The sequence below is a fragment of the Herbaspirillum sp. 1173 genome (assembly GCF_031455335.1).
Classification (GTDB): domain Bacteria; phylum Pseudomonadota; class Gammaproteobacteria; order Burkholderiales; family Burkholderiaceae_D; genus Herbaspirillum; species Herbaspirillum huttiense.
The window spans coordinates 13,437-37,713 of record NZ_JAVDSP010000008.1 but is presented as its reverse complement, the minus strand read 5'-3'; the positions used below and the strand labels follow the sequence as shown (position 1 = coordinate 37,713).

Here is a 24,277-nt window from a genome sequence, read left to right as displayed (position 1 = left end):
GCTTCCTCAAAATAAATCCCTTGGTGCGCGGGCTGCGCTGTTATACTGCGGCCTGCGCGGCGTATAGCCAGTCAAGTCCGCGCCCTCCTCAAGTTCCAACCCGTTTGCCTGCGACTGGCGCCCTCACGGGGCCACAGGCCAAACCCAATTTCAGAGTCTCATGTCATTTTCCGCGCTCGGCTTGTCCGACGAAATCGTTCGTGCCGTTTCCGAACAAGGCTATACCTCCCCTACCCCGATTCAGGCTCAAGCCGTTCCCGCCGTACTTTCCGGTGGTGACCTGCTGGCCGGCGCCCAGACCGGCACCGGCAAGACCGCCGGCTTCACCCTGCCGCTGCTGCAACGCCTGTCGGCCATGCCGCGCCAGAAAATCAACGGCCACCTGCCGATCCGCGCGCTGATCCTGGCGCCCACCCGCGAACTGGCCGCCCAGGTCGAAGAAAGCGTGCGCCAGTACGGCAAGTATTTGCCACTGACCTCGGCCTGCATCTTCGGCGGCGTCGGCATCAATCCGCAGATCACGCTCTTGAAGCGCGGCGTGGACATCCTGGTGGCCACCCCTGGCCGCCTGCTGGACCACATGCAGCAAGGCACCGTGAACCTGCAGCACATCCAGATCCTGGTGCTGGACGAAGCCGACCGCATGCTGGACATGGGCTTCATCCGCGACATCCGCAAGGTGCTGGCCGCCCTGCCGCCCAAGCGCCAGAACCTGCTGTTCTCGGCCACCTTCGCCGACGAAATCAAGAAGCTGGCCGACAGCCTGCTGAACAACCCGGCCCTGATCGAAGTGGCACGCCGCAACTCCACCGTGGAAGTGATCGCCCAGAAGATCCACCCGGTCGACCGCGACAAGAAGCACCCGATGCTGGCGCACCTGATCAAGACCCACCAGTGGAAGCAGGTGCTGGTCTTCACCCGCACCAAGCATGGCGCCAACAAGCTGGTCGAACAGCTGGCCCGCGACGGCATCACCGCCATGGCGATCCACGGCAACAAGAGCCAGTCGGCGCGCACCAAGGCCCTGGCCGAATTCAAGGACGGCAAGCTGACCGCCCTGATCGCCACCGACATCGCTGCCCGTGGCATCGACATCGACCAACTGCCGCACGTGGTCAACTATGACCTGCCCAACGTGCCGGAAGACTACGTCCACCGCATCGGCCGTACTGGCCGCGCTGGCGCCACCGGTGAAGCCGTGTCGCTGGTCTGCGTGGATGAACGCGACCTGCTGCACGACATCGAGCGCTTCATCAAGCGCGAAATCCCGGTGGAAGTGATCGCCGGTTTCGAACCGGACCCGACCGCCAAGCCGCAGCCGATCCAGCTGCGCAGCGGCCAGGGCCGTCACCAGAACGGTGGCGGACGCGGTGGCCAGCGCAGTGCCCCGCGCAAACCCGCCGGCAACGGCAATGCGGCGGCACCGAAGCCGGCTGGCGGCAACGCCGGCCATGGCCAGGCAGCCAAGCCGCGCGCGGCAGCCAATGGCAATGGCAACGGTAACGGCAATGCCGCCCGTGGCCAGGGTGGACGTGGCAATGGCGGCGGCAATGGTGGCAATGCCGGCAACGGCGGCAACAATGCCAACCGCGCACCCAAGCCGGCCAATGCCAACGGCCAGCCGCGCAGTGCCGGTCAGCCGCAACGCCAGGGTGGTCCGCGTCCGTCGGCCCTGACCCATGGCGGCCAGCGCGCAGCCGGCAAGTAAGCAGGCTTCAAGCCGCTTTCCGGGCAGCATCGTTCATCGTCCATCACAAAAAAAGGAAAGACATGAGTGTGACCGTCATCAAGGCCGACCTCGGCAACGCTGCCCACGCGGCAGCGCTGTTCGAGACCCTCAATGCCTACGCTTCCGACGCCATGGGCGGCGGCAAGCAGCTCTCCGGCTACGTGCGCGAGAACCTGGCCGCCGAGCTGAAGAAACGTCCCACTGCCCATGTCTTCCTGGCCTTCGATGGTGAAACGCCAGCAGGCCTGGCGACCTGCATCGAAGGTTTCTCGACCTTCGCCTGCAAGCCGCTGCTGAACCTGCATGACCTGGCCGTGATGCCTGCCTATCGCGGTCAGGGCGTGGCCAAGCTGCTGCTGGCGGCGGTCGAGGACCAAGCCCGCCAGCTGGGCTGCTGCAAGCTCACGCTGGAAGTCCTGGAAGGCAATGCCGTGGCGCGTTCGCTGTATCGCGCCTGCGGCTTCGAGGGATACGAACTCAAGGCGGAAACCGGCAAGGCGATGTTCATGCACAAGCCGCTGGCTTGAACGCTGCCTGACTGAGTACAAAAAAATGCCCGCATCATCGATGCGGGCATTTTCGTTTTTGGGGCTGATACTTCACTGCCCATCAGCTCCTGTACTCCAGGCATGGCCTGCAACGGCGCACAGGATGAACAAGCCTTCATCCGGCCGCTTGACCGCACCGAGTGCGGCCCCGACCAGGCGCCATCAAGCCGCCATCGCCATGCCGCGCGACTTGCCGGAGCTGAGATAGCTGGCAATCGAATCCTGCGTCACCTCGCCCACGTAGCTGCCATCGTTGGCAATGACCGGCATCCAGCTGGTGCTGTGCTTGTACATCTTGGAGAGCACCACGCGCAGGTTCTCGTCCGGATCGGCATTCATGGTGAAGGGACGCACCATGTCCTCGGCCACACCGGTGTTGCCGCGCACATCACGGCGGGTCAGATAACCCAGGGCGCGGTTGTCGGCATCGATGATGGTGAGATAGCGCGAATCCTGGTCATCCATCAGCGCCAGCGCCTGGTCGCACGATACGTCCGGGTGGGCGGTGGCCGGGGTGGTCGCGGCCTCGCCGGCACGCACCAGCAGCAGGCGCTTCAGGGTGTGATCCTGACCCACGAAGGCGCTCACGAAATCATCCTTGGGACGGGCCAGCAAGGTGTCCGGGTTATCGAACTGCACCAGCTTGCCAGCGCGGAACACGGCCACCTTGTCGCCCAGCTTGATGGCTTCGTCGATGTCGTGGCTGACCATGATGACGGTCTTGTTCAGCTGGCGCTGCATCTGGAAGAACTCGTTCTGGATCGATTCGCGATTGATCGGATCGACCGCGCCAAACGGTTCATCCATCAGCAGCACCGGCGCATCGGCCGCCAGTGCGCGGATGACGCCGATACGCTGCTGCTGGCCACCAGACAGCTCACGCGGGTAGCGCTTGAGGAATTTCTTCGGGTCCAGTGCCACCATGGCCATCAGTTCGGTGGCACGCTCCTGGCAGCGCTTCTTGTCCCAGCCCAGGAGGCGCGGGACGATGGTGATGTTTTCTTCGATGGTCATGTTGGGGAACAGACCGATCTGCTGGATCACGTAGCCGATATGGCGGCGCAGTTCCACTTCATCGATGCCGGAGGTGTCCTGGCCGTTCAGCAGTACGCGGCCGGAGGTCGGGTTGATCAGGCGATTGATCATCTTGAGGGTGGTGGTCTTGCCACATCCCGAGGGGCCGAGGAAGACGCAGATCTCCCCTTCAGCCACCTTCAGGCTGACGGCGTCCACCGCCTTGACCTGCGTGCCATCCTTTTGAGTGTAGGTCTTGCTCAGTTGGTCCAGTTCGATCATTTTTGTACTCCTTTCGGTGTCAGGATTTTCTGCAGACGTTGCAGCAGGGTGTCCGCAATGATGGCCAGCACGCTGATCATCACCGCGCCCACCACGAGTTTTTGCATGTTGCTCTGGCTGATCGCATGCAGGATGAGCACGCCCAGCCCACCAGCACCAATCACGGCCGCAATGGCCATGACGCCGATGTTCATCACGACGGCGGTACGCACGCCGCCCAGGATGACAGGCACGGCCAGCGGCAGGTCCACCATGCGCAGGCGCTGCCAGAAGGTCATGCCGATGCCGATGCCGGCTTCCTTGATGCCGGCTTCAATGTTCTCCAGCGCCAGATAAGTGTTGCGCATGATCGGCAGCAGCGAATACAGGAACACGGCGGTGATGGCGGGCAAGGGGCCGATGCCGGCACCAAATTGCGAGAACACCGGAATCATCAGGCCGAACAGTGCGATGGAAGGCAGCGTCAGCACGATGGTCGCCAGCCCCATCAAAGGACTGGCCAGCCAGCGCACCCGCACGATCAGGATGCCCAGCGGTACGCCGATGGCAATGGCCAGGCTCACCGCAATGCCCACCAGTTCAAGGTGCTGCAGGGTCAGGCCGAGGATGTTGCGCCAGTCCGATTGCAGGTATTGGAAGATGTTCATGGTCCCCTCCTCAGATCAGGCCGGCTTGCTTCAGGAAATCGGCCGCCACCTTGGCCACCGGTTCCTGGTCGATGTCGACGCGCTTGTTCAGCTCGGTCATGGTCGCCGTGTCGATCTTGGCGGCCAGGGCGTTCAGTTGCTCGGCCAGCTTGGGGTTCTTGTCCAGGATCTCCTGGCGCACTACGGGGGTGGCCTTGTAGGCGGCAAAGTAGCCCTTGTCGTCCTCCAGCAGCTGCAGGTCGAAACCCTTGATGCGGCCATCCGAGGCGTAGGTCAGGCCGACGAACAATTGTTCGTTCTTCAGGGCCGTGTAGACCAGACCCGGGTCCATCTGCTTGACTTCGCTGCGATCCAGCTTGAAGCCATACAGCGCCTGCATCGGGCCCAGGCCGTCGGGACGGGAAGCGAATTCATAGTCCACGCCCAGCAGGTGCTGCTTGTTGCCGTCCTTGTCGTCTTCGTTGATACGGTTGGCGAGATCCTGCAGCGAGTGGATGTGATACTTCTCGGCCACGTCACGCGGCATGGCGAAGGCGTAGGTATTGTTCAGCTCCGACTGGTTGAGCCAGGTCAGGCCGCGCGGCGCGTCCAGTTCCTTGACCTTCTGGTAGATCTGGTCGGGATCGAGCTTGTCCTCGATGTGGTTGTAGACGATCAGGGCGGTGCCGGTGTAATCCCAGACGATGTCGATCTGGCCGCTCTCCAGCGCCGAGCGCATCAGGGTCGTGCCGAGGCCGTTCTTCAGGTCGGTGTCGTAACCCTTGGCGCGCAGGTATTGCGCGGTCATGTCCGAGAGCAGCAGCTGCTCGGTGAAGTTCTTGCCGCCGATGACCAGGTTCTGGGCCTGAGCGCGGGCCGTGCCGAACATGGCCAGGCCAAGCGCCAGGGCGCACAGGGCATATTTTGCGATGGTCTTCTTTGTCATGCTTTCCTCTCTACCGCTGTGCCGGAAAGGGCTGGCGTGCGGTCGTTCTTGTGATGGGAATGAGCTGCCGGATCAGGTGCGCAGCCCGCGACGCGCCAGGTAGAAACCCGACAGCGAGGTCACCAGGGCATCCAGCACCAGCGCCAGCAAGGCGGTGGCGGCAGCGCCCAGCAGCAGCTGGCCGTGATTGTTCAGATAGATGCCGGGGAAGATCAGGCCGCCGAGGCTCTCGCCGCCGATCAGCATCGACAGTGGTGCGGTACCGACGTTGATCGCCAGCGAAGTACGCACGCCACCGACGATGATCGGCAGCGCATTGGGCAACTCCACGCGGAACAGGATCTGGTGCGGCTTCATGCCGATGCCGCGCGCAGCTTCCTTCATGGCGGCCGGCACGTTCTTCAACCCCTCGTAGGTGTTGCGCACGATGGGCAGCAACGAAGCCAGCCACAGGGCCAGGATGGTCGGGCCATTGCCGATGCCGAAGGCAGCCAATGCCAGCGCCAGCACGGCGATGGAGGGGATGGTGTTGCCGATGTTGAAGATCTGGATGAACTTCTCTGCACTGCGTTGCGCGCCCGGGCGGGACAGCGCGATACCGGCCGGAATGCCGGTGGCCAGGGCCAGCACCATCGAACTGAAGACCAGTTCCAGGTGCTTGCCGGTGTAGTAGACCAGGTCACCGCGATACTTCTGGATGACGTCCGGACCGATCCACCAGACCAGGCCTGCAATAACCAGCGCAAAACCGAACGCGCCGGCGAAGACGTGACGAACACGTGTCATGTTACCCCCTGTTGGTATAGCCGACACGACATGACGCCGCGACGACGGGTTTCTGGGATCAAGTTTTAAGAGGTTCGCTTGCCCCGTTGGGCGTATCGTTTGGATGCGAACCGAAAGCTGCAAGGGCAGCGATGAAACCGAAGCGATGAAGCCAGCCTCGGCATAGTGCACACCGGACAGGGATGGGAACGGTTCACCGTGGAGAACGGGAGGGCGTTCGCGCTGCCAGCCGGAAATTCGGACAACCCGCACACTGCGGATCGGACACTGCTAAGAGTCGTTGTTGAACAAGTGATTTCGCGAGCAAGATGCCGCGAAAGAACGATAGTTTAAAGCAATCGCTTAATGCTGTCCAGCAATGTAGCAATGTGAATCGATAACTTACAGATCTGAAGCACTTTTAAAAGTTCCCAACGGCGGTCAATATGCCGTTAAAAGTGGTCATCCTGAAAACCGCCAGCGCGGCGCTATCCCTTGCCCCGTGCGGCTCCCGCCGAGCTTGACTAATGAGCAACATGGGGTAAAAAAAATCGCCGGACCTCTGTGCGAGGCCGGCGAAAAATTTTTCAGAAGCGCGGCAGGAGGTCGCCGCGTCGGTGCTGCGCTGTCAGCGCATGGCGCCGAACACCTTGCCCAGAATGGCGCTGCCGGTCCCGACCGGATCCTTGCGGATGGCTTTTTCTTCCTCGCCGATCATCAGGAACAAGCCATCCAGCGCACGCTGGGTGACGTAGCCTTCCACGGTGCTCTGCTCGGCGCTCACCAGCCCGGATTTGGCGACCTGGCCCATGACGGCGTTGTAGCGGCCGGAGAGGCCGTTCTTGTCGGTGATCTGCTTGACGATGGGCAGGAACTTCACGGCCAGTTCGCCCGAGGTTTTCTGGCGGAAGAAATCGGTCACGGAGGTATCGCCACCAGCCAGGATGTTCTTGGCATCGCTCACCGACATCGACTTGACGGCATTGACCAGCAGCGGCTTGGCCATCGGCACGGCGGCCTCGGCAGCGTGGTTCATGTCGGCCACCAGGCCATCGACCTGGCCGCCCATGCCGGTCATGCGCAGCAGCGGCATGGCCTGTTCCAGCGCACCGGGCAGCTGGATCTTGACCTTGTCGTTGCCGAGGAAGCCGTTGGGCCGGCCCAGGTTGGCCACGGCTGTATTGGCGCCCTTCTCCAGCGCGGCTTTGAGGCCGGCGGTGGCGTCCTGGTTGCTCAGGTCGGACAGCGAAAAGGCCAGGGCACCGCAGCTGGCCAGCAAGAGACTGGCCGCCAGCGAGCGGCGCAGTGCGGAAACGGGGAAACGGGAAAAGGACATGCGCGACTCCAGAGTTCAGGATGCCGGGATGATAGCAGCCCGGCATGACGGCACCAGCTCACTTGCCGCGCGAGAGCTCCAGTCCGGCATTGTGCGGCAGCTTGCCGCTGATCGGCACCGAGGCCACCGAGAACAGGCCGATGACCAGGAAGGCCGGCCAGAAATCGGCCTCGACGATGCTCGCATGCCCCTGCAGATGATTCGACAATTGCAGCACGATGCCCGCCACCGTCACGCCCAGGCCCAGCGACAGCTGCTGGATCACGCTGGCCAGGCTGGTGACGCGGCCGGCGTCGCGGCTGTCGATGTCGGCATAGGCGATCGAATTGAGGCAGGTGAACTGCAGCGCCGGGAACACCCCGCCCATCAGCACGATGGTGACAATGAGCAGATAAGGCGTATGCATGCTGAAGATGCCGTAAGCCGCCAGCGCGATGCCGGCGAACACGGCATTGACCATCAGCACGGTGCGGAAGCCATAGCGGCGCAGCACCCGGCTGGCCAGCAGACGGATGAAGAGCGAACCGAAGGCCGAGGCACAGGTGATGCTGCCGGCCTGGAAGGCGGTCATGCCCAGCCCTTCCTGCAAGGCCAGCGGCAGCAGGAACGGCACCGCCCCCAAACCGATGCGGAACAGCGAGCCGCCCACCACGCTGGCATGCAGCGTGGGGATGCGCAGCAGGCGGAAGTCCAGCAGCGGATACGGGATCTGGGTGGAATGACGGTAATACATCACCAGCGCAATGGCGCCGATGGAGCACATGGCCACCGGCGTAGCGCCGTCGACCAGCTGGCTGCCGAACAGCGACAGGCCCAGCATGATCATGGCCGCGCCCACCGAGGTGAGTACAAAACCTTTCACATCCAGCGGGGCCGGATTGTCTTCCTTGAAGTTCTGGATGAAGCGCTTGGCCAGATACAGGCCCAGGAAACAGAACGGGATATTGATCAGGAACACCCAGCGCCAGTGGAAGTAGGTCGTGAGAAAGCCGCCCAGCAGCGGCCCGACCACCGGTCCCAGGAGCGCCGGCAAGGTGAGATAGCTGACCGCCTTGACCAGTTCGGACTTGTCGACCGAACGCGCGATGATGACCCGCCCCACCGGCACCATCATGGCCCCGCCGATGCCCTGCAGGAAGCGCGCCGCCACGAAGGTCACCAGCGAGCCGGAGACGGCGCACAGGATGGAGCCGGTCATGAAGACGATCATGGCCCAGCTGAACACCTTGCGCGCGCCCAGCTTGTCGGCCATCCAGCCGGAGATCGGGATGAACACGCCCAGCGCCGCGACATAGGCGGTCATGGCCAGTTTCAGGGTGATCGGGTCTTGATGGAGATCGCGCGCGAGCGCGGGGAGCGAGGTGGCCAGCACGGTGGCGTCCATGTTTTCCATGAACAGCGCACAGCCGACAATGAGCGGAATGAGCAGCGAGGGTCGCACGGTAGGCAACGGGGCAACAGAGCGGGTGACAGTGGCGGAATTCCAGGGAGGCTCTTCGTTGCACGGCCTCCTGAAGGGTCATAGTTTAACCCAGCTGGCCTTTTCTTGCGGGCAAGCCGTCGGATCGCCGCAACGATGTGAAGACTTTGGCAGACAGTCGGCCGCCATCGGACACACCGCTTCACTCTGCGCAAAGGGCACTTTCAGGATGAGCCCATGTCACAATGCAGCACGGCGCATCGTGCGAAACAATCTTCATATCACGCTATAACCTGCCCCACCCTCATTTGGAGCCTGGATGAACAACAACATCAACAACACCCACAGCAAAACCCTGGGCTATCTGCTCTGGATCTTCGGATTTCTCGGCGCGCACCGCTTTTACTACGGCAAACCCGTCACCGGCACGATCTGGTTCTTCACGCTGGGCCTGTTTGGCATTGGCTGGATCGTCGACCTGTTCCTGATCCCCTCGATGGATCGCGAAGCCGACCGCCGTTTCGTGGCCGGCGAGGTCAACTATTCGGTGGCCTGGCTGCTGCTGACGTTCCTGGGCATCTTCGGCGCGCACCGCCTGTACATCGGCAAGTGGATCAGCGGTATCGTCTATTTCTTCACCGGCGGCTTCTTCCTGCTGGGCGTGCTGTACGACTTCTGGACGCTCAACGCCCAGATCTCCGAACGCAACCACGGCGCACGCGCCTGAACCCTGCCGGCGGCCCTTCCCGGCCGCCCTACTTCTTTTTCAATGCCTTCATGCGCTTGGCGGCCAGCTCCACGGTGTGGAGCTGCTCCTTGCGCTTCATCGATTTCCAGTCCTTGATTTCATCCCGGGTGCGGCCGCAGCCGGTACAGACTTCGTGCTTGAGCTTGCACAGCGAGACACAGGGGCTCTTGACGTCTTTTGCCACTTGCGGATTCCACTTCATTCATATTCAGACAGTCCTGACTGTACTGCAATGCCGGAAAGCCTGCTGACGCCCTGCCCCATGAAAAAGGCCCGCATCCTTGCGAATGCGGGCCAGCCCACGACTACCTCTGCTACGGTTACTACAGTGCTACAGGTACTGCAGCCGCCTGCTTTCCCCGAGTACCAGTCTTTCAAGCAAGCGACTGGACGGGAGTATCCCGGTTTACGGCGTTCATGGGCATAGGAAAAGTCTGAAAAAACGAGATCAAGTTGTGCCGGACTGCTATTCCGTTTTGCCGGACTGACTTGTCTTATCGGATTTGTCCGATTTGTCCGTTTTATCTGCCTTGTCCGATTTTTCTCCCTTGTCCTGCTTGAAGCGGGTCACCAGCAACTGGTTGATGCGATTGCCTTCGATGTCCACCACCTCGAACTTGAAATCGGAGAAGAGCACGAAATCGGTCTTCTTCGGAATCTTGCGCAGCATGTACATGATGAAGCCCGACAAGGTCTCATAGCCCACCGGGTTGGGATACTCGTCGATGTCCAGTTCGTTCATGACATCGTTCAAGGGCGTCAGGCCATCCATGAGCCAGGAGTTCTCGTCACGGCGCACGATCTGCTGCTCTTCCTCGGTGATGGCCAGCAGATTGCCCATCAAGACGCCCGTCACATCAGTGATGCTGATGATGCCGACCACCAGTGCATATTCGTTCACCACGATGGCCAGGTCTTCATCCATGGCCTTCATGCGTTCCAGCACTTCCCACAGGTTCAGGGAGTCCGGTATGGACAGCGGCGTATGCACCAGACCCTTGTCGGCCAGGGAGAACTGTTCACCCTTGAGCAAGCGCTTGAGCACATCCTTGCTGTCGATGTAGCCCAGCACCGCATCGATATGCCCATCGCAGACCAGGAAGCGCGAATGCGGGTGATCGATGATCTTCTGGCGGATCATGTCTTCGCTGTCGGTCAGCAGGAAATAGACGATGCTGTCGCGCGGCGTCATGGCCGAGGGCACGTAGCGGCTTTCCAGCTCGAACACGTTCTCGATCAGGTGATGCTCCTGCGTGAGCAGCACACCGGCCTGCGCGCCCGCGTCGACCATGGCGTGAATCTCGCTGGGCGTGATGACGTCCTGGCGCACCTGCGGCAAACCGAACAGCGTGAAGATCCACTTCGACAGACTGTTGAAGAACCACACCAGCGGCCTGAAGAGCGTTTCCAGCAGCAGCATGGGCTGCACCAGCGCCACCGCGGCGCGCTCGGGCGCGGCCATGGCCAGGCGCTTGGGCATGAGGTCGGCAAAGAGGATGAAGAAGGCCGTCACCACCAGGAAGGACATGGCAAAGCTGATGTTCTCCAGCAGCGGGCCGACGTAGAAGGTGCTGACGATCTCGCGCATGTGCGGCGTGAGCGCCGGCTCGCCGACCACACCACCGAGGATGGCCACGGCGTTCAGGCCGATCTGCACCACCGTGAAGAAATTGCCCGGCTGGGCTTGCAGCGAGAGGACCCGGTCGGCGTTGTGCACGCCCTCCTTGGACATCATCTCAAGACGGATCTTGCGCGAGGCGGCAATGGAGATCTCGGCGCAGGAAAGAAAGGCGCTGACCACGACCAGGAGCAGGATCAGCAGCAGACTGGTGAATATGCTCATGTTGTTCATGTTGTTCTTATCTCATTGATTTGACGTGACATTCTCTCGCGCAACGGGGAGAAAAAGCAAATTCACGCCAATCAAGGACAGAGTGAAGCCTCCTGCCGGCCGGGCAGCAGGGTCCTCCAACACAAACTTCGCTCACTGCTTCAATACACGTCGCGCCGGTAACGCCCCTGTTCCGCCAGCGCCTGCAGGGCGTCCTCACCCAGAATCTCCTGCAGGGCCAGTGCCACGCCCCCTGCCATGCCCTGCAGGCTGCCGCAGACGTAGAGGCTGGCACCCTCCTCCACCCATTGCCGCAGGACATCGGCGGCTGCGCGCAGCTTGTGCTGGACATAGATACGATCGGGCTGGTCACGCGAGAAGGCCAGGTCCAGCCGTTGCAGCCAGCCCTGGGCCTGCCACTCCTGCAGCTCCTGCTGATGGAAGAAATCGTGCTGACGCGAGCGCTCGCCGAACAACAGCCAGTTGCGCCGCTGCCCCGCCGCCACGCGCGCGCGCAGATGCGCCCGCAGGCCGGCCAGCCCGGTGCCGTTGCCGATCAGGATCAGCGGGAGATCATCGCCGGGGCCATGGAAACTGCGGTTGCTGCGCACGCGCAGGGCGATCTCCTGCCCCGGCTGCGCATGCAGCCCCAGCCAGCCGGAACCCAGCCCGGCGCGCCCATCGGGCAGGCGCATCAGGCGCACCATCAGTTCGAGAGCGCCATCGGCGGGCAGTGAAGCAATCGAATAGGCGCGATGCGGCAGCGCTGGCAAAGCGGCCAGCAATTCCTCATCGGGCAAGCTGCGCAATGCGGCGAGCTGGTCGGTCTCATGCGGCAGCAGGCGCGTGGCCAGCGCTGCGCGCAGGGAATCGTCCTGGCGGCCAATCGCTTGCAGGAAGGCATCAACAGCCGCCCCGCTGTTGTGCGGGCCGATCTCGGCGATATCGCCGGCCTGCCATTGCGGGGATGGCAGATCCAGCGGCGTGAGGCTCAGGTGAAACACCGGCTCCCCCACGCTGCCCGGATTGAGCACGTGCCGCCCGGCCAGACGCCAGCGGCCATAGGCCGGTGCGCTCCAGTCGGCTTCATCGCTATGGCCACTCAGGACACCCAGTTGATGCTGCCAATGCCGCAGCGCGCCCTCATCCCCGTTATCCACCTCGATGGCATCGAACAGCGGCTGCGCATGGCGGCGGCACAGCCAGGCGTGCAGCGCGTGGCCGAAGGCGCAGTATTGTTGATAGCTGCGGTCGCCCAGGGCCAGCACGCCGAAACGCAGGTCCGGCAATGCGGCACTGTCGCTGCTGCCCAGTTGGCGGGCCAGTGCGGATGCGTCATCGGGGGCATCGCCTTCACCGGTGGTGCTGGCCACGAACAGGGCCAGGCGCGTGGCCAGCAAGTCGGCATCGGTCAACTGTCCGGCAGGCAGCACGCGCACCACCAGGCCACCTGAGCGCAAACTTTGCGCGGTCTGCCAGGCCAGTTGCTCGGCTGTACCGGTCTGGCTGGCAAAGACGACCAGTACGGTTTGCGGGCCAGTGGCCTGTACAGTTCCCCACTGGGCCAGCTGCAACTGCTGCGCGCGACGATGCCGGAGGAAGGTCATCACGCAGAACACCAGGTAAGTCAGCGCCACCAGCGCGGCCATCAGGTATCGGGTCTGCATGGCGTCGCTCACTGCAACATGGCGGCCAGGGCCGGGGTGAGGCTCTCACGGAAGCCACCGGCTTCGCGGGTGATGAAAAGAGCGGCAATCCCGCGTTCGCGGGCAAAGGACAGTCCGGCTTCCTCGCCCAGTACAGTCAACACGGTCGCCAAGGCATCGGCCACCATGCATTGCCGGTGCAGTACCGTGACAGACGCCAGTGCACTGCGCACAGGTGTACCGGTACGGGGATCGATGGTGTGGGCGTAGCGCAGGCCGTCGTGATCGACATAGCGGCGATAATCGCCCGAGGTGGCGATGGCCAGGCCGTGCAAGGCCACCACCATACCGGCGCTGTCATCCTGCGGCGGGCGTTCCAGCGCCACCCACCAGGGCTGGCCATCGGCCTTGACGCCCTCCCCGACCAGTTCGCCGCCGACCTCGGCCAGCCAGCTCACGCAGCCGCAATCGCGCAGTGCCTGCGCGACCAGGTCCACCGCATATCCCTTGGCGATCCCGGAAAAATCCAGATGCACGCCGCCCGCCTGCTGTACCATGCGCTGCGCACGGTCGAACACGAGACGCTGCCAGCCGCAACGCTGGCGGGTCGATTCAAGCAAAGTCGGGTCTGGCAGGCGCAATGCGTCCCGCTGCACGCTGCCCGCACCGAAGCCCCACAAGTCCACCAGCGGACCGACCGTGGGATCGAAGGCACCGGCGCTGTCCACGGCCATGGTGAGCGCGGCATCCAGCACGGTGAAAAAGTCCTCCGGCAAGGCATGCCAGCTACCCGCAGGCGCGCGGTTGAAACGGCTGATGAGGGAATCGGCTTCCCAGGTACTCATCTCGTCGATGACCCGCTGCAGCCGGGCCGCGATGGCCGTTGCGATCGTCTCCTGCGTGATGCTGCGCGGGGCCAGCGCCTGCACGCTCCAGGTGGTGCCCATGGTCTGCCCGGACAGGCGCTGGAGCGCCACATCAGGCGGCAGGAGGGACGGGGCTTGCAGGTCGACGGGGATCAGGACGCGGTGGGACATCGTCATCTTCAGCAATGAAAACGGCACCTGCAATGCAGGTGCCATCGGGGTCAATCAAATGCCATCAAAGGCGATCAAGCGATCACGCGATCAGGGCAGCACTTCGATGGTGGCGATGTAGGTGGCACGACGTTGCGTGGCCTGCGGCAGCGAGGTCTTCTGGTCGGAGACGCTGGCTTCCATCCAGTACATGCCCGGGCCGGTCCACTTCACGCTGAACTTGCCGTCGGCATCGGTCTTGAGCTTGCTGTCCAGCAGCTTGTCGCGATAGCGGATGCCGCCGGGTACCAGTTCCACTTCCACATCCGACGCCGGCTTGCCATCGAGCAGCAGCTGGAAAGTCGCGGTGTCGCCCGCCACCAGGTCGGTGGGATGGGTCACCGGTTGCAGCTCCAGGCCCACGCCGGTCGGGGCCAGCGCGCCCTTGCTCGGCTTGCCGGCGGTGACGAAGGTTTCCACGCGGCTGTTCATCTGGGTCACCTTCAGATCGGTGGCATTGGCCGGGATTTCCTTGGCCAGGGTCTCGGCGGTGCCGCGCCAGCGCTTCTGCTGTCCATCCACCTTGTAGCTGGCGAAGACGCCATTGTTGACCACGGCGATCTTGTAGGTACCGGGCTGGCTCAGCTGCACGTCGAAGGTGCTGCGGTACTTGCCGGTGGCGGCGTTGACGGCTTGCACCGGCTTGCCTTCGGGGCCGGTCACGACCAGGCCGTCCAGGCGCAGCGGGAAGTGTTCGAAGTAGAACAGGTCATTGGAAACGGCGGCGTCCACCGTGACCCAGGCTTCATTGCCCGACAGGACGGTGGCCGAGGGCAGCAGCCACTGGCGGTGTGCGTGGGCCGACAGCGGCAGGCTGATGGCCAGGGCCAGGGCGGCGAAATGCTTGAGGGAAAACGACATGGCAGGTTCCTTGTTCTGGTTGATCTTGTTGGGGAGTCAGAGATGGCAAGCCATCAGGGCTTCAGTTCCAGGGCCACGGCACCCAGTTCGCTGCTGCCTTGGGCCTTGGCGCTCTGGGCGGCCTTGGGCGGCCACTGGAACGGCACCTTGACCAGCTCGCGGCCGCCGACTTCACGCGCGGCTTCCACCATCAGCACATAGTCGCCGGGAGCGAGATTGGCGAGCGGTCCCTTGCCGGAGCCGAAATTGAGTTTCTGTTCACCCGGTGCACGGGTCGCACCGCTGACGCCATCGATGGGCATCTGCTGCTCACGCCCGCTGCGACGCCACCATTGGCGCATGTCCTTCAACCACTTCTCGCCTTCCTTGTCCTTTTTCTTCACGTCGTACCAAACCGCCAGGTTGGCGGCCACGCTCTGGTCGGCGCGTTCGATCCAGGCGGCAAGATAGGGCCGGTGATATTCGGCCACGTTCAGGGTCGGGATTTCAATCTTGACGTTCATCTCCGCTGCGCCGGCCGGGGCGGCAGCGGCAAACAGCGCCGCCATGGCCAGGGCCAGGGCGGTCGGTTTCAACAGGGCGGACTTGCTACGCTTCATGGGACCTCGCTAAGAAAACAGGATGACTGGCTGCAAGCCGCAAGGGCCTGTCTGGCTAAGGGAAACGACGAATTCAGTGAATGAAGACCAGCGCCAGCAGCAAGGGCGCTACCAGCCCCAGCGCCACCAGCGGCCAGGTGGCCGGGCGCTTGCCGGCGTGCATCTGCAGCAGGAACAGGCCGGTGATGCAGAACACCAGGCAAGCCACCGCAAACACATCGATGAACCAGCTCCAGGCCGCGCCCGTATTGCGGCCCTTGTGCAGGTCATTGAAATAGGAAATCCAGCCACGGTCGGTCTTCTCATACTCGACCTGGCCGTCCTCCAGCGCCACGCGCAGCCAGGCATCCCCGCCCGGGCGCGGCAGCGCCACGTAGACTTCATCGGCCGACCATTCGGCGCTCTGCTGGTCCACCGTCACCGCCAGTTCTCGGCCGACCCAGTCGCGCACCGCGGGCGGCAGCGCGGCCTTGCTGCTGCCTTTGGCATCGGCCGCTTCGGCCTGTTGGCGCAGCGGGGCCAGCAGGGATTCGGGCAGCGTGGCCTTGCGATGGGTGACCTGCGGCTTGGCCTCGATCTGCGCCGCGTGATTGAGCGTGAGACCGGTGGCGGCGAACACCAGCATGGCCACCAGGCAGATGCCGGAACTGATCCAGTGCCATTGATGCAGATGCTTGAGCCAGAAGGCGCGGCGTTTCTGGTCGGCAACTACAGGCAGGGAATGGGCGGCAGCGGGCTTCATGAGACGGCAGCGGAATCGGGAAGGAGGGGCAGGACGAGGATCCTCGGATCTCGCACCAAATAATAATAATTCTCAATTATATCTGGACTCATCCATGCCTCGCTAGCCGCCCGGCGGACTTTTACTTTGCGATACATGAGGATACAAACCCCATCAGGGAGCCAGCCCCGCCGCGATACGCAGCGCCGGTGCCAGCGAGGCCGGCAGCATGGGACCGTGGGCCAGTCCCGGAAAACTTTGCCATTGCACCGCCAGGCCGTGCCGGTCGCGCAGACGGCCGGCCAGTTCCGGCAAGGCCTGCGGCGGGATGGCTGCGCGCGCGGCCAGCATGGCGCGGGTACGTGCATCGTCCGCCTCTGCGGGCATGCGCTCGCGCCGTTCTGCCTCCCCCGCCATCAGCCACAGCCGGGCGCCGGGCGCTCCCGGAAAACCCCGCTCTTCCTGCAGGATCACCCCGCCCTGCCACCACAGCGAGGGACTGGCCGCGATATAGCGGCTGAACAAGCCGGGCCGGGTGAACAAGGTGTGCAGCACGAACAGGCCGCCATAGGAGTGGCCCCACAGGCTCAGTTGCGTGGCGTCCAGTGCCACCTGCTGGCGCACCTGGGGCAGGATGCGATCCTGCAGCAGATCCAGGAATACCGTCGCGCCACCACCCCGTCGTCCGCGCGAGGTTTCCTCGTCGACCTGACCGGCAGGGATGGGCGGCGTGTAGTCATACGCGCGGGCAGCCACGTCAAAGCGCAGCGGCGTGTCGTAGCCCACGGCCACGATGACCGGTGGCGAGCCCTCCTGCAAGGCCTGCAACTGCGGCTCGTCGATGGCCGCCAGCGCCGCGTTGCCATCGAGCAGCACGATGGCCGGATAGCCCTGCCGCGGTGGCGGACGCAGCGGCACGCCCAAGGTGATGCGGTAGCTGCGCTGACCATCCACGGAACCCAGCGTGAAGCGACTGAAGCGATACCAGGCCGAGCCCGTGTCAGCGATGGTGGGGCCCAACGGACGCGACAGATCTGGCTGGGCCGTCGCCCGGATGGGCAGGCAGGCGAGCATCGCCGCCCCCAGGATACGCCGGCGGCCCGGCAGCAGCGGCGCCATCAGAAGCGCTGGGTCAGGCTGACCCACAGGCGGCGGCCGTCGCCGACGGTGTTGAAGCTCTGCTCGTCCAGGCGCTTGTCGGTCAGGTTGTAGATGGCCGCGCTCACCGAGGTGCGCTGGTTGATCGCATGCGTCACGCCCAGATCGGCCAGCGTATAGGCCTGGTACTCCTTCACGCCCGAGGACGAGATGGTGGTCCCGGCCGTGCCCACGCGCGCGGCGGCGTTGACTTCCTTGCCGTGGTAGTTCAGCGCGGTCCACACCGTCCAGGCGTCGGCCGGGGTCCAGTCCGCGCGCAGGTTGAACATGTGGCGCGGCGTGCGGGCCAGCGCATAGCCATCGTAGCTGCCGCCCTTCTGGCGCGAATCGGTGAAGGTGTAATTCGTCTTGAAAGCCAGGCTGCGCGTGGCCTGCCAGCGACCGCTCAGCTCCAGGCCCTTGATGGTGGCGCGATCCACGTTGTAGCTGGTCCAGAGACGGTAATTGTTGTTGGCCGACCAGCGGGCGATGGAGCCATCGGCGTTGTAGACCAGGGCATTGCTGACCTTGTCCTTGAAGTCGGTGTAGAACAGCGTGGCACCGCCGGAGAGGCCGGCATGGTTGTCCCACAGGGCGCCCAGCTCCCAGCTGGTGCTGGTTTCCGGTTTGAGGTTGGGGTCGCCGATGATGACGCCGCAGGTGCCGGTGGGACCGACGGTGCAGCCGGCACCGCCGGTCGTGTAGGCGTAGCCCGGCGCGATGGTACGAATGTCCGGTGCCTTGAAGCCGCGCGAGACCCCGCCCTTGATGGTGAGCTGCTCGCTGCCATGCCACACCGCGTAGAGGCGCGGGCTCCAGTGGTTGCCGTAGACCTGGTGGTTGTCCAGGCGCAAGCCGCCGGTCAGGGCCAGGCGCTCGGTGAGTTTCCACTCATCCTCCATGAACAGCGCCTTCTGGGCAATGCGGAATTCCTGCACGCGGGTACTGCTCACGCCGGGATTGACGTCGGTGAGCGTGGCCTCGTTCCACTGCCCGCCCAGCACCATCCAGTGCGCGCCCAGCGGCACGGACAGCTTGCCGTCCAGCACCAGATTCTCGATCTTTGGCGCGCGCGTGGCCTGGGTGTAGCGATCGCTGCCGACCGGACTCTCGGTATAAGTTTTGCGTTGCGCCTTCTCGTAGGCGATCGAGACATCCGACGTGGCCCAGCCGTAGCGGCCCGTATGCGACAGTGCCATGTGGTCGCGCGGGTTTTCCGTATAGCTGTCGGCGGTGGTACGGGTCGCGGCCAGCGTGTGATCGCTGGAGGCATCGCGGCGCACCTGGGATGTGCCGATCTCGGCCAGGATGTCGTGATTCTTGTTGGGCGTGAGTGCCAGGCGCGCGGTGAAATCGGTATCGAGCGCCTTGGTATTGCCGTTGAGAATGCGGTCTTCCTGGCGCTTGTAGACCTTGCCCCACAGTTGCAGGCCCAGGACATCGCTGGCGATCGGACCGTTGACGTAGAACTGGCCCTGATAGGCGTCGCCCGAGTCGCCGTGCTGCTGCAGCGTGGTGTCGACGCTCAGCGAGCCGCCCCATTGCCGCGCCACTTTCTTGGTGATGATGTTGATGACGCCCCCCATGGCATCGGAGCCATACAGTGAAGACATCGGTCCGCGTACTACCTCGATGCGCTCGATGGCCTCCAGCGGCGGAATGTAGGACTGCTCGAAGCCGGAATTGCCATTGGTCCGCGCATCGCGCGTGCTCTGACGCTTGCCGTCCACCAGGATAAGCGTATAGGCACCGGGCAGGCCACGAATGAAGATGTCCTTCTCGCTGGCCGTACCGGTGATGGTGACGCCCTCGACATCACGCAGGGCATCGGTGAGATCGCGGAAAGGACGCTTCTTCAGTTCCTCCTGGCTGATGACGGTGATGCTGGCCGGTGCGTCCACCACCTCCTGTTCGAAGCCGGTGGCGGTGACCACCACTTCCTTCAGGCCAGCCCCGGCATCCTGCGCCACGGCCAGGCCGCAACCGGAGACGTACAAGGCCAGCGCCGCCGCTACCGCCTGCGCCATGCGCGAAACGGACAGCGCGCCAGGCGCAGGAAGGTGATGGTGCGGATGATGCATGATGAATTCCCCTGTGGTGATGACGAGCCAGGGTCCGGGCGCAAGTCCGCCCCTGCAGGCGGCAACGGCAGCCCGCATCGACGCGGATGCATGGGAAGGCGAACGGGACCGGCACGGCCCGGACAATGGCAATTGATTTGCGAATGAGAATTATATTCATTTAAAATTGGCAAAAGTTTGTCAAATTGTGGCAAGCCGCACGGTGCGCGCGACCCATCCGGGCGCATTGCGCGCACCGCCGTCATCGAGGGGAAGGAACAAGAACATGCACGCGCAACGTCACGTCCTGGTGGTGGACGATCATGCGGACATCAGCGAGCCGCTGGCGGCCTACCTGCGCCGGCAGGACATGCAGGTCAGCCTGGCCGCCAATGCGGCGGAGGCACGGGCGTTGCTGCAGGCGCAGGCATTCGACCTGGTGGTGCTGGATGTGATGATGCCGGGCGAGGACGGTCTTTCGCTGTGCCAGAGCATCAGCCAGCAGCATGGCACCCCGGTGATCCTGCTCACTGCGCTGGCGGCCAGCAGCGACCGCATCCGTGGCCTGGAGACCGGTGCCGACGATTACGTGGTGAAACCCTTCGATCCCCATGAGTTGCTGGCCCGCATCCGCAGCGTATTGCGCCGGGTGGCACGACAGTTGCCGGTCCCGGCCAAAGCGGCCAGTACCGGCACGGTGCAGCGCTATGTCTTCGACACCTGGACACTTGATGTGCAACGGCGCGAACTGCGCGACCGTGACGGCACCCTCGTGACCCTGTCCAGCGTGGAATATCGCCTGCTGCGGGCGTTGGTGGAGCATCCCAACACGGTCCTGTCGCGCGACCGCCTGCTGGACCTGACCGCCGGCAGCGACGCACTGGCCTTTGACCGCAGCATCGACAGCCAGGTCAGCCGTCTGCGCAAGAAACTCGAACCCGATCCGCGCAAGCCCGGCCTGCTCAAGACGGTCTGGGGCAACGGCTACCTGCTGGCCGCGCACGTGAGTGCCGACCCGGCCACGCCATGAGGGCCTGGCCGCGCAGCATGACCGCACAATTGCTGGCCCTGCTGCTGCTGGGTCTGGTGGCGGCACACCTGATCGGACTGCTGCTGGTGCAACCGAATGGCACGCGCATCCACGTCATCTCGCGCGACCAGATGGCCGAGCACGCCGCCGTGGCCTGGCGCCTGGCGCAGCTGCCGGCGGCGCAAGCGCAGGAGGCACTGGCACGTGCCAGCGACGGCGACACGCGCTACCGGCTCGATCCGGATCCGCAGATCGATGCCGCCCATGAAGAGGGCGGCGACCAGGATCTGCTGCGCCAGCGACTGCAGGCGCAACTGGGCCTGCCGCCCGAGGCGCTGCGCATCAGCCTGCGCGAAGCCGACGATGGCCCGGCCCTGCTGCGCATCGCGCTGCGTACGCCAGCGGGCCTGTGGGTCAACACGCAGCAGCAGCCCTTGATCACGCAGGGCTGGGTCCGGCCACTGCGGTTTTCAGTCCCTGTGAGCACCCTGCCGGTGTTGCTGATCGTGGCCTTGTTCCTGCGCCGCATCCTGCGTCCGGTCAAGGCGCTGGCCCAGGCGGCAGAACGGGTGAGCCGCGGCGAGGAAGTGGCGCCACTGCCGCTGACCGGCCCGCAGGAAGCGCGCGAGGTCACTGCGGCCTTCAACCTGATGCAGCAACGCCTGCGCCGCTTCGTCGAGGACCGCACTCGCATGCTGGCGGCCATCAGCCATGACCTGCGCACCCCGATCACCTCACTGCGCCTGCGTGCGGAACTGGTCGATGACGCGGCGCTGCGCACGGCGATGATCCGTACTTTGGACGAGATGCGGGTGATGGTGGAAGAGACCGTGCGCTTCGCACGCGACGATGCGCATGCCGAAGCCACGCGGGAAATCGACCTGGCGGCGTTGCTGCAGGAACTTGCTCAGGAGCACGCCAGCCAAGGTCGCGATGTACAGATCAGCGTGCAGAAAAATGTGCAGCAGAAAGTGCAGAACAAGGTAGCGCATGACCCCCTGGCGCAGCAGGACGCTCCCCTGCGCTATCGCTGCCGGCCCGTACATCTCAAGCGCGCGCTGTCGAACCTGGTGGACAACGCCGTGCGCCACGGCCAGCGGGCGAGATTGTCATTGATCGTGGAGCACGATGGCAGCCTGTCCATCCTCGTCGACGATGACGGCCCCGGCATTGCGGAGGAACACTTGCAGGAAGTCTTCAAACCCTTCGTGCGCCTCGACCCGGCACGCTCCGGCGGCAACTTCGGCCTGGGCCTGGCGATCGCCCGTTCCTGCATCGAGGCCCATGGTGGCCGGCTGGAACTGCGCAACCGCCACCAGCCGGGCGACCAGGGCCTGCAAGCCTGCATCAGCCTGCCGGCCTGAACCGGAGCAATGCGCAGGCCTCAGCGCAGCAGTTCGTAAGGCCCGCCCTTCTCCAACGCACGCTGATAGGCCGGGCGCGCATGGATGGCTTCGAGGAACTTGAGCAGATTGGGATGGCGGCCATCGAGCCCGCCACGTGCCCGCATGCCCTCCACCGGGAAGCTCATCTGAATATCGGCCCCGGTGATGCTCTTGCCGGCGAACCAGCCGTCCTTGCCGAGCTCGTCTTCCATGTAGCGCATCTGCCGCTCGATCTGCGGTGCCACCAGACGGCTGCGCATGCCCTCGGACAGCATCCGAGCAATCGGACGGATCAGCGCCGGCACGGCCTTGGGCATCTTGCTGAAGATCAGCCCCAGCAGCAGCCAGGGCATGGCCGAGCCCTCGGCAAAGTGCAGCCAGTAGCGGTAGCGCAGGCGCTCGGGCGTGCCGGGTGCGGGCAACAGGCCGCTGTCGGCACCGTAACGCTCCAGCAGGTATTCGACGATGTTGCCCGATTCGGCCACCGTGAGTTCGCCATCGGTGATGACCGGCGACTTGCCCAGCGGATGCACCTTCAGCAGCTCGGGCGGGGCCAGCATGGTCTTGGGGTCGCGCTGGTAAAACTTGATCTCGTAGTCCAGGCCCAGCTCTTCCAGCAGCCACAGCACGCGCTGCGAGCGGGAGTTGTTCAGGTGATGCACGGTGATCATGGCGCGGTCCTTGTAAAATGCGAAGCGACAACTCTAACACCATCAAGAAACCCGCCCCATGGCCGTCACGCCTCTTTACAAACAATTTGCCGACCAGCTCGCGGCCTCCATCCGCGACGGCGTGCTGCGCCCGGGCGAGCGCATCGCCTCGGTGCGCATCGCCAGCCAGCAGCACAAGGTCAGCGTCACGACCGTGGTGCGCGCCTACGAACTGCTGGAAAGCCGCGGCATCATCGAGAGCCAGCCGCAGTCCGGCTACTTCGTGCGCGAACAGGCCGAGAGCATTCCCCGCCCCGTCATCAAGCCGCCTTCTCAGGCCGATCATCCGGCCTGGCAGGAATCCACCGAGGTCGACGTCAGCCGCCTGGTGCTGGCCACCCTGAAGACCATCCAGCAGGACGGCACCGTGCCGCTGGGTTCACCCTATCCCAACCCGGCACTGTTTCCTTCGCACCGGCTGGCGCAATACGCCGGCCGTATCGCGCGCCACGCCAGCCAGTCCAGCGTGTTCGACGACCTGCCCCCGGGCCATCCGGACCTGCTGCGCCAGATCGCGCGCCGCTATCTGGAAAACGGCCTCAAGGTTGATCCCGAGGAAATCGTCGTCACCGTCGGTGCCACCGAGGCCATCAATCTCTGCCTGCAGGCTGTGGCCCGTCCCGGCGACACCATTGCGGTGGAGACCCCGACCTTCTACGCCATGCTGCACGCCATCGAGCGCCTGGGCATGCGGGCCCTGGAAATCCCGACCGATCCGCAGCGCGGCCTCGATGTCGGGGTCCTGGAAGAGCGGATGAAGACGCAGCCGGTGGCGGCCTGCATGGTGATGCCCAACTTCCAGAATCCGCTGGGTTTCCAGATGCCGGACAGCGAAAAGGAAAGACTGGTGCGCCTGGCCGAACAGCACCAGATGCCGCTGATCGAAAACGCCGTCTACAGCGAGCTGTATTACGGCAATGCCCATCCTTCATCGCTGAAGAACTATGACCGCGAGGGACTGGTGCTGCATTGTTCTTCGTTTTCCAAGAGCCTGACCTCGGCCTACCGCATCGGCTGGGCGATGCCGGGGCGCTATCGGGCGCAGGTGGAAAAACTCAAGTTCCTCAACACGCTGGCCACGCCGACCGCGCCGCAACGCGCCATCGCGGAATACCTCACGCAGGGCGGCTACGAACGCCACCTGCGGCGCGTGCGCCGCGTCTTCGCGCAGCAGCGCGACATGATGCGGCACTTCGTGCTGCGCTTTTTCCCGGCGGGTACGCAGGTGTCCGAGCCGCAAGGCGGTTATGTGCTGTGGGTGGAATTGCCGCAGGGGGTGGATGCGATGGAACTGTATCGCCGCAGCCTGGCGCTGGGGATCACGGTGGCACCGGGGCGCATCTTTGCGGCGACCAACCGGTACAGTCATTTCATTCGGCTGAACTACAGCTATGCCTGGTCGAAGGAGACCGAGCAGGCATTGAAACTGGTGGGGAAACTGGTGGAGGAACTGGCGGGGTGAATTTTGCGGCGCGCCTGAGCGGTGCGCCGCAAATCGCATTTCGCATTTCGCATTTACTGAGGCGACACCAGCAAGCTCACGCTACCGGTCCCATCCTCATTCATCTCGACCTTCACCACCCCGGCCTCTTCCAGCGCCGACAGGAAACGCCGCAAGGTACTCATGCGCAATTGCGTGCGCTTGGACAAGCGCGCCAGCGACAGCGCCCCGCCCTCCTTCTCTTCAGCATCCGCCTGCAGGGTTTCCACGATCAGCAGCACTTCAGGCGGCACGCCCATCTGTTGCGCGCGGGCCTGCAGATCGGCGTCCTCCTGGGCTGGCATCTCGACGACGCTCATGCCGGCC

At 64.1% G+C, this 24,277-nt stretch carries 23 protein-coding genes; 6 read left to right on the top strand and 17 right to left on the bottom strand.

Annotated features, from left to right (window positions below; all coding sequences use genetic code 11):
• Positions 1–160 precede the first annotated feature (160 nt).
• Positions 161–1,708, top strand: coding sequence for a DEAD/DEAH box helicase (locus J2X56_RS21425; protein ID WP_121039091.1), 1,548 nt, complete (start codon positions 161–163; stop codon positions 1,706–1,708).
• A 62-nt stretch (positions 1,709–1,770) separates the two neighbouring features.
• On the top strand, positions 1,771–2,256 hold the full coding sequence (locus tag J2X56_RS21420) for a GNAT family N-acetyltransferase (RefSeq protein ID WP_121039088.1): 486 nt from the start codon (positions 1,771–1,773) through the stop codon (positions 2,254–2,256).
• A 183-nt stretch (positions 2,257–2,439) separates the two neighbouring features.
• Here J2X56_RS21420 and J2X56_RS21415 read toward each other — a convergent pair whose 3' ends face one another.
• The 6 genes from J2X56_RS21415 to J2X56_RS21390 all read right to left on the bottom strand — a co-directional run bounded on the left by J2X56_RS21415 (position 2,440) and on the right by J2X56_RS21390 (position 8,639).
• On the bottom strand, positions 2,440–3,573 hold the full coding sequence (locus J2X56_RS21415) for an ABC transporter ATP-binding protein (RefSeq protein WP_034329957.1): 1,134 nt from the start codon (positions 3,571–3,573) through the stop codon (positions 2,440–2,442).
• Positions 3,570–4,220, bottom strand: coding sequence for an ABC transporter permease (locus J2X56_RS21410; RefSeq protein ID WP_310162444.1), 651 nt, complete (start codon positions 4,218–4,220; stop codon positions 3,570–3,572). Before J2X56_RS21410 ends, J2X56_RS21415 begins: the two co-directional genes overlap by 4 nt.
• 10 nt (positions 4,221–4,230) lie before the next feature.
• Positions 4,231–5,145, bottom strand: coding sequence for a glycine betaine ABC transporter substrate-binding protein (locus tag J2X56_RS21405; protein ID WP_121039073.1), 915 nt, complete (start codon positions 5,143–5,145; stop codon positions 4,231–4,233).
• A 72-nt stretch (positions 5,146–5,217) separates the two neighbouring features.
• Complete coding sequence (locus J2X56_RS21400; RefSeq protein WP_039786791.1) at positions 5,218–5,931, bottom strand: ABC transporter permease; 714 nt, start codon at positions 5,929–5,931, stop codon at positions 5,218–5,220.
• 607 nt (positions 5,932–6,538) lie between these two features.
• Positions 6,539–7,246: a DUF4197 domain-containing protein gene (locus J2X56_RS21395; RefSeq protein WP_310162438.1), complete on the bottom strand. Its 708-nt coding sequence runs from the start codon at positions 7,244–7,246 to the stop codon at positions 6,539–6,541.
• 58 nt (positions 7,247–7,304) lie between these two features.
• Entirely contained in the window at positions 7,305–8,639 is a 1,335-nt protein-coding gene (locus tag J2X56_RS21390) for an MFS transporter (protein ID WP_051156462.1), read from the bottom strand.
• Positions 8,640–8,985: 346 nt separating this feature from the next.
• Between J2X56_RS21390 and J2X56_RS21385 the strand changes: the two genes are divergently transcribed.
• Positions 8,986–9,393: a TM2 domain-containing protein gene (locus J2X56_RS21385; protein WP_134135054.1), complete on the top strand. Its 408-nt coding sequence runs from the start codon at positions 8,986–8,988 to the stop codon at positions 9,391–9,393.
• A gap of 28 nt (positions 9,394–9,421) precedes the next feature.
• Here J2X56_RS21385 and J2X56_RS21380 read toward each other — a convergent pair whose 3' ends face one another.
• The 9 genes from J2X56_RS21380 to J2X56_RS21340 form a co-directional block, all read right to left on the bottom strand.
• Positions 9,422–9,598 (bottom strand): DUF1289 domain-containing protein, encoded by a 177-nt coding sequence (locus J2X56_RS21380; protein ID WP_088754304.1) that lies wholly within the window; start codon positions 9,596–9,598, stop codon positions 9,422–9,424.
• Positions 9,599–9,880: 282 nt separating this feature from the next.
• Positions 9,881–11,257 (bottom strand): hemolysin family protein, encoded by a 1,377-nt coding sequence (locus tag J2X56_RS21375; RefSeq protein ID WP_134135052.1) that lies wholly within the window; start codon positions 11,255–11,257, stop codon positions 9,881–9,883.
• Between the two features lie 149 nt (positions 11,258–11,406).
• Positions 11,407–12,912, bottom strand: a complete 1,506-nt coding sequence (locus tag J2X56_RS21370) for a sulfite reductase subunit alpha (RefSeq protein WP_310162427.1) — start codon at positions 12,910–12,912, stop codon at positions 11,407–11,409.
• A gap of 8 nt (positions 12,913–12,920) precedes the next feature.
• Entirely contained in the window at positions 12,921–13,928 is a 1,008-nt protein-coding gene (locus J2X56_RS21365) for an FAD:protein FMN transferase (protein ID WP_310162424.1), read from the bottom strand.
• A 90-nt stretch (positions 13,929–14,018) separates the two neighbouring features.
• Positions 14,019–14,828 (bottom strand): DUF4198 domain-containing protein, encoded by an 810-nt coding sequence (locus J2X56_RS21360; protein WP_310162422.1) that lies wholly within the window; start codon positions 14,826–14,828, stop codon positions 14,019–14,021.
• A gap of 53 nt (positions 14,829–14,881) precedes the next feature.
• Positions 14,882–15,427, bottom strand: a complete 546-nt coding sequence (locus J2X56_RS21355; RefSeq protein WP_034333040.1) for a DUF2271 domain-containing protein — start codon at positions 15,425–15,427, stop codon at positions 14,882–14,884.
• A gap of 73 nt (positions 15,428–15,500) precedes the next feature.
• Positions 15,501–16,169, bottom strand: a complete 669-nt coding sequence (locus J2X56_RS21350) for a PepSY-associated TM helix domain-containing protein (RefSeq protein ID WP_204725269.1) — start codon at positions 16,167–16,169, stop codon at positions 15,501–15,503.
• 153 nt (positions 16,170–16,322) lie between these two features.
• The gene (locus J2X56_RS21345) at positions 16,323–17,267 is read right to left on the bottom strand and encodes an alpha/beta hydrolase-fold protein (RefSeq protein WP_310162416.1); all 945 of its coding nucleotides are present in this window, start codon (positions 17,265–17,267) and stop codon (positions 16,323–16,325) included.
• Positions 17,267–19,366 (bottom strand): TonB-dependent receptor domain-containing protein, encoded by a 2,100-nt coding sequence (locus tag J2X56_RS21340; protein WP_310162413.1) that lies wholly within the window; start codon positions 19,364–19,366, stop codon positions 17,267–17,269. The genes J2X56_RS21345 and J2X56_RS21340 overlap by 1 nt, the downstream gene beginning before the upstream one ends.
• 265 nt (positions 19,367–19,631) lie before the next feature.
• Between J2X56_RS21340 and J2X56_RS21335 the strand changes: the two genes are divergently transcribed.
• Both J2X56_RS21335 and J2X56_RS21330 read left to right on the top strand, forming a co-directional pair.
• On the top strand, positions 19,632–20,375 hold the full coding sequence (locus J2X56_RS21335) for a response regulator (RefSeq protein WP_121039046.1): 744 nt from the start codon (positions 19,632–19,634) through the stop codon (positions 20,373–20,375).
• 17 nt (positions 20,376–20,392) lie between these two features.
• Positions 20,393–21,739, top strand: coding sequence for an ATP-binding protein (locus J2X56_RS21330; protein ID WP_209568434.1), 1,347 nt, complete (start codon positions 20,393–20,395; stop codon positions 21,737–21,739).
• Positions 21,740–21,759: 20 nt separating this feature from the next.
• Here the strand turns inward: J2X56_RS21330 and J2X56_RS21325 are convergent, their stop codons facing one another.
• Positions 21,760–22,431 carry a glutathione S-transferase family protein gene (locus J2X56_RS21325; protein ID WP_134221965.1) on the bottom strand — a complete coding sequence of 224 codons (672 nt, stop codon included), beginning with the start codon at positions 22,429–22,431 and terminating at the stop codon, positions 21,760–21,762.
• A gap of 58 nt (positions 22,432–22,489) precedes the next feature.
• Here J2X56_RS21325 and J2X56_RS21320 point away from each other — a divergent pair, with 58 nt between their 5' ends.
• Positions 22,490–23,932: a PLP-dependent aminotransferase family protein gene (locus J2X56_RS21320; protein WP_121039037.1), complete on the top strand. Its 1,443-nt coding sequence runs from the start codon at positions 22,490–22,492 to the stop codon at positions 23,930–23,932.
• Between the two features lie 53 nt (positions 23,933–23,985).
• Here the strand turns inward: J2X56_RS21320 and J2X56_RS21315 are convergent, their stop codons facing one another.
• Positions 23,986–24,270 (bottom strand): helix-turn-helix domain-containing protein, encoded by a 285-nt coding sequence (locus J2X56_RS21315; RefSeq protein WP_227022609.1) that lies wholly within the window; start codon positions 24,268–24,270, stop codon positions 23,986–23,988.
• Between the last annotated feature and the right edge of the window lie 7 nt (positions 24,271–24,277).